Below are 12,274 nucleotides of genomic sequence, written 5' to 3'. Positions count from 1 at the left end.
GGGTGAGGTGTTGCCGGCGCTGTCGTCGTGGCGGCAGGGCCGGCGGCAGCGGAGCACGGTCGACGGCTGGCGCTACCGGATCGCCTGGCGGCCCCACTCCGAGCCGGCAAGTGGCACGTTGCAGGGCCCCTGGCTCGTCGTCGTGCCCGCCGACCACCTGGACGACGACCTCGTACGGGTCACACTCCAGGGCATGGGGGACAGCGGCGCCGAGGCCGTACTCCTCGTCCTGGAGGAGTCGACCACCGACCGCCAAGGTGTGGCCGACCAACTGCGCGCCTCCCTCACGAACGCTTCCCCCGGCGGCGTTGTCTCCTTCCTCGCTCTGGACGAGCGGCCGCTGACCGGGCATCCCGAGGTCACCGTGGGACTGGTCCAGTCCGTGGCCCTGATGCAGGCGCTCGTCGACACCGACGTCGAGGCTCCGCTGTGGCTGCTCACGACCGAGTCCGCCGCCACCGGATCCGACGACGAGGTCCGGCACCCGCTCCAGGCAGCCGTCTGGGGCCTGGCCCGGGTGTTCGCCCTGGAGCACCCCAAGCTGTGGGGCGGTCTCGTCGACCTGCCCGCCGCGCTGGACGACCACGGGGCCGCCCTGCTGTCCGGGGTTCTCGCCGCGGGCGGGGACGAGGATCAGCTCGCCCTCCGCGGTTCCGCACTCCTCACCCGCCGGCTCACCCGCGCCCCTCTGGACGGCGGCGATCCGGCCACCCCCTGGCGCACCAGCGGAACCGCGCTGGTCACCGGCGGTACCGGTGGTCTGGGTGCACACACCGCCCGGCTGCTCGCCCGTAACGGCGCCGAGCACCTGGTGCTGACCAGCCGACGCGGCCCGGACGCGCCGGGCGCGGCCGAACTGCGCGACGAACTCGCCCAATTGGGGGCGCGGGTCACCATCGCCGCCTGCGATGTGACGGACGCCGGCGCGCTGGCCGAGCTGGTCGACCAGGTCGAGTCCGAGGGCCCGGCCATCCGCTCCGTCGTGCACACTGCCGGCGTCGGTCTCCTCGTGCCGCTCGCCGACACCACACTGGAAGAGTTCGCCGAGGGCGCCCGCGCCAAGCTGCTCGGCGCCCGCAACCTCGACGCGCTCTTCGACCGCGACGGACTGGACGCGTTCGTCCTGTACTCGTCCGTCGCCGGCACCTGGGGCAGTGGCGACCACGGGGCCTACGCCGCGTCGAACTCCTACGTCGACGCGCTCGCGGCACACCGCCGCGCCCGCGGTCTGACGGGCACCTCGATCGCCTGGGGCATCTGGAGCCCGGAGGGCGGCGGCATGGCCGTCGACGTCGTCCAGGAGCAGCTGCGCTGGCGCGGCATTCCGTTCATGCCGGCACACCTGGCCGTACTGGGACTTCAGCAGGCGCTCGACCACGATGAGACGTTCCTCGCCGTGGCGGACATCGACTGGGAACGCTTCGTCCCCGTCTTCACCGCCGCGCACCGCCGTCCCCTGCTGCACGAGGTTCCGGAGGTCCTGCGGGCACTGGAGGCCGACGAGGCCGACACGGACGCCGCCGGGAACACCTCCGAGTCGCTCCGCACCCAACTCGCCGGACTGGCTCCCGCCGAACGTGAGCGGCAGCTCGCCGACCTCGTACGCAAGCAGGTCGCGGCCGTACTCGGGTACGCGGACACCTCGGAGGTCGAGGTCGGCCGGGCCTTCCGCGAACTGGGCTTCGACTCCCTCACCGCGGTGGAGCTGCGCAACCGGCTCAATACGGCCACCGGACTGAAACTCCCCGCCACCGTGGTCTTCGACCACCCGACCGTGAAGGCGCTCGCCGGGCATCTGGACACCACCCTGGCCGGTCAGGGCGCCGGTGGCGGCGCCGCCCTGCCCGTGCCGGCCGCCGCCCCGGAAACCGTGCCGCCCGACGCCCCGGCCGGGGACGACGCGATCGCGATCGTCTCCATGGCCTGCCGGTACCCGGGTGGCGTGCAGTCCCCCGAGGACCTGTGGCGGCTGGTGCGGGACCGGACGGACGCGATCTCGGAGTTCCCCGCCGACCGCGGCTGGGACCTCGACGCGCTCTACGACCCGGACCCGGACCACACCGGCACCTGCTACGTGCGCGAGGGCGGATTCCTCGACGCGGCCGGTGACTTCGACCCCGAGTTCTTCGGGATCTCGCCGCGCGAGGCCCTCGCGATGGACCCGCAGCAGCGGCTCCTCCTGGAGACCTCCTGGGAGGCGATCGAGCGCGGGGGCATCGACCCCGGAACGCTGCGGGGCACCCCGACCGGCGTCTTCTTCGGGGCCGCCTACCAGGGATACGGCAACGGCGAGGCCCCCGAGGGCCTGGAGGGGCACCTCATCACCGGAACGGTGACCAGCATCGCTTCCGGCCGCATCTCCTACACGCTCGGACTGGAAGGCCCCGCGGTCACGCTCGACACGGGCTGTTCGTCCTCGCTGGTGTCGCTGCACCTGGCCGTACAGGCGCTGCGCTCCGGGGAGTGCTCTTTGGCCATCGCGGGCGCCGCGGCCGTGATGAGTGAACCGATCGGCCTCGTGGGCTTCAGCCGGCAGCGGGGGCTGGCGCGGGACGGTCGCTGCAAGCCGTTCTCGGCGTCCGCCGACGGCATGGGCATGGCCGAGGGGGTCGGCGTACTGCTGGTGGAACGCCTCTCGGACGCCCGCCGCAACGGCCACCGCGTACTGGCGGTCGTCCGTGGAACCGCGGTCAACCAGGACGGCGCGTCGAACGGTCTCACCGCACCCAACGGCCTGTCCCAGCAGCGGGTGATCCGTGCCGCGCTGGCCAATGCCGGGCTGTCCGCCGCTGCGGTGGACGTGGTGGAGGCGCACGGTACGGGGACGTCGCTGGGCGACCCGATCGAGGCGCAGGCGTTGCTGGCGACGTACGGGCAGGAGCGGGAGGCGGACCGGCCGCTGTGGCTCGGTTCGGTCAAGTCGAACATCGGACACAGCCAGGCCGCCTCCGGCATGGCCGGTGTCATCAAAATGGTGCAGGCACTGCGCCACGGCGAAATGCCGGCGACGCTCCATGCCGACGAGCCGTCGCCGCACGTGGAGTGGTCGTCGGGCGCGGTGGAACTGCTGACCGAGGCCCGTCCGTGGACGCCGGAGAACGGCCGTCCGCGCCGCGCCGGCATCTCCTCCTTCGGCGTGAGCGGAACCAATGCGCATGTGATCGTGGAGCAGGCGGAGGGGACCGGGCAGGCGGCGGAGCGCGGGGAGCCGGAGCCCACGCTCGCGGACGCCGGGCCGACCACCGCAGACGCTCCGGTGGTGCCGTGGGTGGTGTCCGGGCGTTCTGCTGAGGCGTTGGTGGCGCAGGGGGAGCGGTTGGCGTCGCGGGTGGCGGACAGCGGCTGGTCACCTGTTGAGGTGGGTTGGTCGTTGGTGGCGTCGCGGTCGTCGTTCGAGCACCGGGCGGTGGTGGTGGGCTCGGACACCGATGAACTGATCGCAAAGGTGCGGGAGGTGGAGTCGGCCGCTGCTGTGGGTGATCCGGGCCGGACGGTGTTCGTCTTCCCGGGGCAGGGGTCGCAGTGGGTGGGGATGGCGGTGGAGTTGTGGGACTCCTCGCCGGTGTTCGCGGCTCGGTTGGCGGAGTGTGAGGCGGCGTTGGAGCCGTTCACGGACTGGTCGTTGAGTGGTGTGCTCCGTGCGGCGGAGGGCGCCCCGGGGCTGGACCGGGTGGATGTGGTCCAGCCGGTGTTGTGGGCCGTCATGGTCTCGTTGGCCGAGGTCTGGCGGGCTCATGGTGTGGAGCCTGCGGCGGTCGTTGGCCACAGCCAGGGGGAGATTGCCGCGGCCTGCGTTGCTGGAGCGTTGACGCTGGAGGACGGCGCGCGGGTGGTGGCGTTGCGGAGCAAGGCGATCCGTGCGCTGTCCGGCCGTGGCGGGATGGTGTCGGTGGCCTTGCCGTCGTCCGAGGTGTCGGAGCTGATCGGGCCGTGGGACGGCCGGATCTCGATAGCGGCCGTCAACGGCCCCACGTCCGTGGTGGTTTCCGGTGACGCGGATGCGCTGGATGAGCTGATGCACGTGTGCCGGGAGCGTGAGGTCCGAGGCCGCCGGATCGACGTCGACTACGCCTCGCACTCGGCCCATGTGGAGTCGATTCGTGCGGAGTTGCTGGAGGTTTTGGCGCCGGTGGTGCCCAGGGCGTCCGAGGTGCCGTTCTTCTCGACGGTGACGGGGGAGTGGCTGGACACGGCGGGGATGGACGCCGGGTACTGGTACGCGAATCTGCGGCAGACGGTGCGACTGGAGCCCGCGGTGCGTGCGCTGCTGGCTGCGGATCACCGGGTGTTCGTGGAGGTCGGTCCGCATCCGGTGCTGACGATGCCGGTGCAGGAGACCGCCGAGGCGGCAGGTGTCGATGCCGTGGTGACGGGGACCCTGCGTCGCGACGACGGTGGTCTGCCACGACTCCTCGCCTCTCTCGGTGAGCTGTATGTGAACGGCGTGGAGGTGGACTGGTCCCCGGCCTTCGCGGCCCCTCGTCCGCAGCTCGTGGACCTGCCCACCTACGCGTTCCAGCACCGCCGCTACTGGCTCGAAGCGCACAAGCCCGTCGCAGGTCCGGCCGGTTCGGGACGCGACGACGCCGGATTCTGGGAGACCGTCGAGCGCGGGGACGCGGACACGCTGGCCGACACGCTCGGGCTGTCCGACGACGGTGCGCTGCGCGAGGTGCTGCCCGCGCTGTCGTTGTGGCACACGCAGCGGCAGCAGCGGAGCACGGTCGACGGCTGGCGCTACCGGATCGTCTGGCGACCCCAACCGGAGCCCGAGCGCACCGGCCTGGACGGTACCTGGGTGGTCGTCGTCCCTGACGGTCACCAGGATGATCCACTGGTCGAAGGCGTCGTCCGCGCGCTCCGGTCGAGTGCCGCGGACCTCAGGACCGTGACCGTCGGTGCGGAGGATGCCGGCCGGGAACGGCTGGCGAGCCGGCTGCGGGGCGAGGCCGGGGCGGCGGCCGGGGCGATCGCGGGTGTGCTTTCCCTCGTGGCCCTGGACGAGCAGCCGTGGACGGCGACGGAGACCCTGCCGACCGGGCTGGTCCTGATGACGTCGCTGCTGCAGGCGCTCGGTGACGCGGGGATCGACGCTCCGCTGTGGTGTGCCACGCGTGGCGCGGTGTCGGTGAACCGTGCCGATGCCCTCGACCACCCGACGCAGGCCACGGCGTGGGGGCTGGGCCGGATCGCCGCCTTCGAATATCCGCAGCGGTGGGGCGGACTCGTCGACCTGCCGGGCGAGTTGGACGACCGGGCGGGGCGGCGGCTGGTCGCGGTGCTGGCGCAGAACCCTGGCGAGGACCAGGTGGCGTTGCGCGGGTCCGGCATCTTCAGCCGCCGGATGCTGCGGTCGCTCCCGGGGGGCCGGCCGGCCGGCGAGGGGTGGCGGCCGCGCGGCACCGTCCTGGTCACCGGTGGGACGGGCGCGCTGGGCGGGCATCTCGCCCGCTGGCTCGCCCGCAAGGGCGCGGAGCATCTCGTACTCGTCAGCCGCCGGGGCCCCGAGGCGCCCGGCGCCCGGGAACTCGTAGAGGAGCTGGCCGCGCTCGGCGCGCAGGCAACCGTGCGGGCGTGTGACGTCAGCGACCGGGCCGCGGTGACGGCACTCGTCGCGGGCCTCCCGGAGGAGCAGCCGCTGACCGCGGTGGTGCACACGGCAGGCGTCCTCGACGACGGGGTGATCGACCAGCTCACGCCGGACCGCGCCGAGACGGTGTGGGAGCCGAAGGCGGGGGCCGCGTTCGTCCTCCACGAGGCGACCCGGCACGTGGACCTGTCGGCGTTCATCCTGTTCTCCTCCATGGCGGGCACGCTCGGCGGCCCTGGTCAGGGAAGCTACGCGGCGGCCAACGCCTGCCTGGACGCGCTCGCCCTGCAGCGCCGCGCCGAGGGGCTGCCCGCCACCTCGATCGCCTGGGGCGCCTGGGGCGGCGGCGGTCTGGTGGGCGAGGAACTGGGCCGTCGGCTCCGCCGCGACGGCGTGCCGCCGATGGATCCCGACCTGGCCGTCTCCGCCCTGCAGACGGCACTGGACGAGGACGAGACGTTCCTGGTCGTCGCGGACGTCGACTGGCGCAAGGCCGCGGCCCGGCAGGTCGCCGCGGTCAGCGAGCTGCCCGAGGTCCTGGCGTCGTCCGGCGCGGACGCGGCCACGGTGCGCGCGGACGGCCCGCCGCTCGTCGAGCGGCTGCGGGAACACGCACCGGGAGAACGGCGCGCCGCACTGCTGGACGCGGTCCGGGCCGCGGCCGCCGCCGTTCTCGGCTACGACCGGCCCGACGCCCTCCCCGCCGACCGGGCGTTCCGCGAGCTGGGCTATGACTCGCTGACCGCCGTCGAGCTGCGCAACCGGCTGGCCGAGGCGACGGGCCTGCGGCTGCCGGTCACCCTGGTGTTCGATCACCCGACGGCGACCGCGCTCACCGCGTTCCTCCACGACGGACTCTTCGGCACGGTGCCGGAGAGCGCGGCCCCGGCCGCACCTGCCGTTTCGGCCGACGACGATCCGGTCGTCATCGTCGGGATGAGCTGCCGCTACCCGGGCCGGGCCGACTCGCCCGAGGAACTGTGGCGGCTGCTCGACGAAGGCACCGACGCCGTCTCCGGCTTCCCCACCAACCGGGGCTGGGACATCGAGCGGCTCTACGACCCGGACCCCGACAAGCCGGGCACCTTCTACGCCCGCGACGGCGGGTTCCTCTACGACGCCGACCACTTCGACCCGGCGTTCTTCGGGATCTCGCCGCGCGAGGCGGTCGCGATCGACCCGCAGCAGCGGCTCCTCCTGGAGACCTCCTGGGAAGCGATCGAACGGGCCGGGATCGACCCGGAGGCGCTCCGGGGCACGGCGGCCGGCGTCTTCGTCGGCTCGAACTACAACGACTACGGCTCCCGGGCGCGCACCGCCCCGGAGGGCATGGAGGGCTACCTCGCGACGGGCAGCGCGAGCAGCGTCGCCTCCGGCCGTATCGCCTACACCTTCGGACTGGAGGGACCGGCCGTCACGGTGGACACGGCGTGTTCGTCGTCGCTGGTCGCCCTGCATCTGGCGGCCCAGGCCCTGCGGTCCGGCGAGTGCTCGCTCGCGCTGGCCGCCGGCGTGACCGTGATCTCGACCCCGCAGACCTTCATCGAATTCAGCAGGCAGCGGGCGCTCGCTCCCGACGGCCGCTGCAAGGCGTTCTCGGCGGACGCCGACGGGGCCGGGTGGGCCGAGGGCGTCGGCGTCGTCCTGCTGGAACGGCTCTCCGAGGCCCGTCGGCGCGGGCACCCGGTCCTGGCCGTCGTCAAGGGCACGGCCGTCAACCAGGACGGCGCCTCCAACGGCCTGACCGCACCCAACGGGCCGTCCCAACAGCGCGTCATCCGCCAGGCGTTGGCCAACGCGGGGCTGGCCGCGGGCGACGTGGACGCCGTCGAGGCGCACGGGACCGGCACCCAGCTCGGCGATCCGATCGAGGCCCAGGCACTGCTGGCCACCTACGGCCGGGAACGGCCCGCGGAACGCCCGTTGTGGCTCGGCTCGGTCAAGTCGAACATCGGGCACACCCAAGCCGCGGCCGGTGTCGCCGGCGTCATCAAGATGGTGCAGGCGATGCGGTACGGCGTGCTGCCCCGCACCCTCCACGCCGCGCGGCCGTCGCCGCACATCGACTGGTCGGCGGGGAACGTGCGGCTGCTCAGCGAGCCGCAGGAATGGACACCGGGCGGCGGCCCGCGCCGGGCCGGCGTCTCCGCCTTCGGCATCAGCGGCACCAACGCGCATGTGATCCTTGAGGAGCCGGAGGCCGAGCCGGAGCCGGTCGTCGTCGAGGCCGGCGGTGAGTCGCAGGGCCAACCGCCGGAGAGCGACGCCGCCCCCGCGGCCGTCGTCCCCTGGCTGCTGTCCGCGCGGGGCGCCACCGCCCTGCGGGCCCAGGCCCGGCGACTGGCCGCACACCTCGCCCGTCACCCCGGGCTCACGCCCGCCGACGTCGCCCTGTCCCTGGCCACCTCGCGCACCGCGTTCGAGGACCGGGCAGCCGTTGTCGGCCGGGACGCCGGTGAACTGACCGAGGCGCTCCGGGCATTCGCCGAAGGCCGGGAGCACCCACGGGCCGCCGTGGGCCGCGCCCGCCCCGGAAAGCTGGCCTTCCTCTTCCCGGGGCAGGGATCGCAGCGCGCCGGGACCGGACGGGCCCTCTACGCGACCCACGACGCGTTCGCCGACGCCCTGGACGCGGCCTGCGCACACCTGGACGGCCATCTCGACCGGCCCCTGCGCGAGGTGCTGTTCGCCGAGCCCGGCACGCCCGACGCGGAGCTGATCGACCGCACCGTCTACACCCAGGCCGGTCTGTTCGCCCTCGAAGTCGCCCTGTTCCGGCTGCTCGAAAGCTACGGCGTGCACCCGGACCTGCTGCTCGGCCACTCGATCGGTGAACTGGCCGCCGCACACGTCGCCGGGGTGTTCTCCCTGGAGGACGCCTGCCGTCTGGTCGCCGCCCGTGGCCGGCTGATGCAGGCCCTGCCCGCCGGCGGCGCCATGGTATCCGTCCAGGCAGCCGAGGAGGACGTCCTGCCGCTGCTCGCGCCGTACGAGGAACGGGTCGTGATCGCGGCGGTCAACGGGCCGGCCGCCGTCGTCCTCAGCGGCGACGACGACGCCGTCACCGAGGTCGCCGGACAGCTGGCCACCGCGGGGCACCGCACCAAGCGGCTGCGGGTCAGCCATGCCTTCCACTCCGCCCGCATGGACGCGATGCTCGACGCATTCGCCTCCGTGGCAAGCGAGTTGACCTACCAGGCGCCGTCCGTCCCCGTCGTGTCGAACGTCACCGGCCGCCCGGCCACGGCCGAGGAGCTGTGCAGCCCCGCCTACTGGGTGCGGCACGTACGGCAGGCGGTCCGGTTCCACGACGGGACCCGGACCCTGGAGGAGCTGGGCGCGCGGACACTTCTCGACCTCGGGTCCGGGGTGCTGACCGCCATGGCGGACGAGTGCCTGACCACGGACGGGATCTCCCTCGGCGCGCTGCTGCGCCGCGACACCGACGAGGCGGAGTCGCTCACCACCGCCCTCGCCCAGCTGCATCTGCACGGCCACGGCCCGGACTGGGACCGGTGCCTCGCGCCCTCGGGCGCCCGGCGGGTGCCGCTGCCGACCTACCCCTTCCAGCGGCAGCGCTACTGGCTGGAGGCCGGCACGGACCTGACGGACGTCTCCGCCGCCGGACTGGAAGCGGCCGGCCATCCGCTGCTCGGCGCGGCCGTGCCGCTCGCCGGGTCCGACGGCGTCCTGTTCACCGGGCTGCTCTCGGCGGGCCGCCAGCCGTGGCTGGCCGACCACGCCCTGGACGGCGCGCTGCTCTTCCCCGGCACCGGATTCCTGGAACTCGCGCTCCAGGCCTGCGAACGGACCGGCGCCGGCCACCTGGAGGAACTCACCCTGCAGGCCCCGCTGGTGGTCCCGGAGGACGGCACGGTGCAGCTCCAGCTCACCGTCGGGGAGGCGGACGAGTCGGGCCGCCGCCCGCTGTCCGTGCACGCGCGCCCCGCGACCCGCCCGGAGGACGAGGAAGCGCCCTGGACCCGGCACGCCGAGGGCACCCTCGCCGACGGCCCGCCCGAGACCGGGGCGCCCGACGATCTCACCGCCTGGCCCCCGCCCGGCGCCGACCCGGTCGACGTCTCCGACCTCTACGAGCGCACCGCCGCGAACGGCTTCGCCTACGGACCCGCCTTCCGCGGTCTGCACGCCGCCTGGCGCCGGGGCGAGGAGGTGTTCGCCGAGGTCGCCCTGCCCGAGCAGTACCGCGACAGCGGCTTCGTGCTGCACCCGGCGCTGCTGGACGCCGCCCTGCACACCGTCGCCCTGGCCGCCCCCGACACCGAACGCGCCGTCCTGCCCTTCAGCTTCCGGGAGGTCACCGCGGTACCGGACGCCCACCCGGACCTCCTGCGGGTCCGTCTCGTCCGGCAGGCCGAGGACACCTACACGGTGCAGTTGGCCGACGCCTCGGGCGGCCCGCTGGCCGCGGTCCCGGCGCTCGTCCTGCGGCCCGTCGACCCCGCCCAACTGTCCGCCGCCGCACCGAAGCCGGCCGACCTGTACCGGATGGACTGGGCGGACCTGGCGCTGCACGGACCTCCGGCCGGGCCGTACGCGGTCATCGGCACGGACGGGATACCGGAGCTGCCCGAGGGGCCTGGCGCCCGGTATGCGTCGCTGTCCGCGCTGGCCGCGGCCGTCGACGCCGGGGCCGAGGTGCCCGCCACGGTACTCGTCGGCTGTCCGCCGACCGGGGGCGACCCGGCCGAGGCCACCCGGCGGGCCGTGCACCAGGCACTGGAGGCGGCACAGGCCTGGCTGAACGACGAGCGGTTCGGCGCCGCGCGGCTGGTCCTGTGCACCCGCGACGCCGTGGCCGACCGGGCCGGCGCGCCGGTGTCCGGACTACCGCAGTCCGTCGTCTGGGGCCTCATCCGCACCGCCAAGGCCGAGAACCCGGGCCGCTTCGCCCTCCTCGACCACGACGGCACGGCACGGTCCGCGGCCGCGCTCCCCGCCGCCCTGGCGACCGGCGAACCGGAGATCGCCCTGCGCGAGGGCGCCGCCCGGGTGCCGCGCCTGGTGCGGGCCGGGGCAGCCGAGCCGTTCCGGGGCCTCGGCGCCGACGGAACGGTGCTGATCACCGGGGCCGGCGGCATGCTCGGCCGGCTCGTCGCCCGCCATCTGGTGACGGCTCACGGCGTGCGCGGCCTGCTGCTCGCCAGCCGTCGCGGACGGACCGCGGACGGGATGCCCGAACTGGAGAAGGAACTGCGCGAACTGGGCGCGGACGTCGAGATCGCCGCCTGCGACCTCGCCGACCGGGACGACACCGCCCGGCTCCTGGCGTCCGTACCGGCCGAACGCCCGCTCACCGCGGTGATCCACACCGCGGGCGTCCTCGACGACGGCGTGATCGGGTCCCTGACGCCCGACCGCATGGACACCGTGCTGCGGGCCAAGACGGACGCCGTACTCCACCTCGACGAGCTGACCCGCGGCCTGGAGTTGAAGGCGTTCGTGCTGTTCTCCTCGCTCGCAGGAACCTTCGGCGGGGTCGGGCAGGGCAATTACGCGGCGGCCAACGCCTTCCTGGACGCCTTCGCCCATGCCCGCCGGGCAGCCGGCCGGCCCGCCGTCTCCCTCGCCTGGGGCCTGTGGGCCGAACGCAGCGGGATGACCACCAAGCTGGACGAGAGCGACCTTCACCGGATGGCCCGGGGCGGGGTGCGCCCCATGCCGTCGGACCAGGCGCTGGCGCTGCTGGATGCCGCACTCGCCGCGGACGAGGCGTTCCTCGTCCCGGCCAGGCTCGACACGGCGGCGCTGCAGACCGCGGCCGGCGAGGTGCCGCCGCTGCTGCGGGCGCTGGCCGGGCCGCGGCCCCGGACCTCCGCCGGCCGGCCGGGGCCCGCGCCCGCAGCCGATGCCGCACCGCTCGGCGCCCGCCTCGCCGGGCTGCCGGAGCGGGACCGGCACCCGGCGGTGCTCGATGCCGTCCTGGGCCAGGCCGCGCTGGTCCTGGGCCATGCCTCGGCCGACGCGATCGACCCCGAACGCGGCTTCCTGGAGCTGGGCTTCGACTCGCTGACCGCGGTCGAGCTGCGCAACCGCCTCACCACCGTGACCGGGACCCGGCTGCCCGCGACCCTGCTGTTCGACTACCCGGAACCGGGCGCACTCGCCGACCACCTGCTCGGCATGCTGGCCGCCGCGGTGGAACAGCAGCCGGCCACCGGCGGCCCCGTATCCGGCCCGCTCGACGCATGGGAGGCACAGACCGAGCGGCTCATGGACGACGCCGGCGCCCGGGCCGCCCTGCGCAGCCGGCTCCAGGGACTCATGGACCGGCTCGACAGCCTCCCCGAGGACCCGGACACCGCGTTGGAGAGCCGGCTGGACCAGGCGTCGGACGACGAGCTGTTCGACTTCATCGAGCAGGAACTCGGCGGATCGTGAGGCGCTGAGCGCCCCCGCACCGGCTCCGGCCGCCCACTGACGGGCTGCCGGGGCCGGTGTCGTCCGCGACACGCGCCGTGGGCCGCCGTCCGCGGGCCGTGCCCCTCCGCGGCGCACGCGGACCCGTGGCGGCGAACGCCCGACGGTGCCGGTCGCCGCAGGCCCGGCACCTCCTAGGGGTTCTCTTAGAGTCCCCGGCCGGGGCTCAATTCGGCCGACCGGCGCCCACAGAATGTGATCAGCGAGTAGAGGATCCAGCGTCGTGGTCGCCGGTGTGAGGCA

General features: G+C 74.3%; 1 protein-coding gene. It reads left to right on the top strand.

Features of this window, described 5'->3' with window-relative positions; translation table 11 throughout:
* Window positions 1-10: 10 nt before the first annotated feature.
* Entirely contained in the window at window positions 11-11,992 is an 11,982-nt protein-coding gene (locus AB0411_RS37015; protein ID WP_366421633.1) for a type I polyketide synthase, read from the top strand.
* The last annotated feature ends 282 nt before the right edge of the window (window positions 11,993-12,274 follow it).

This window comes from Streptomyces angustmyceticus, from assembly GCF_040701845.1.
GTDB lineage: Bacteria > Actinomycetota > Actinomycetes > Streptomycetales > Streptomycetaceae > Streptomyces > Streptomyces angustmyceticus_A.
Note: the sequence above shows the minus strand (reverse complement) of the source record. Positions and strands in the feature narration are given on the sequence as shown.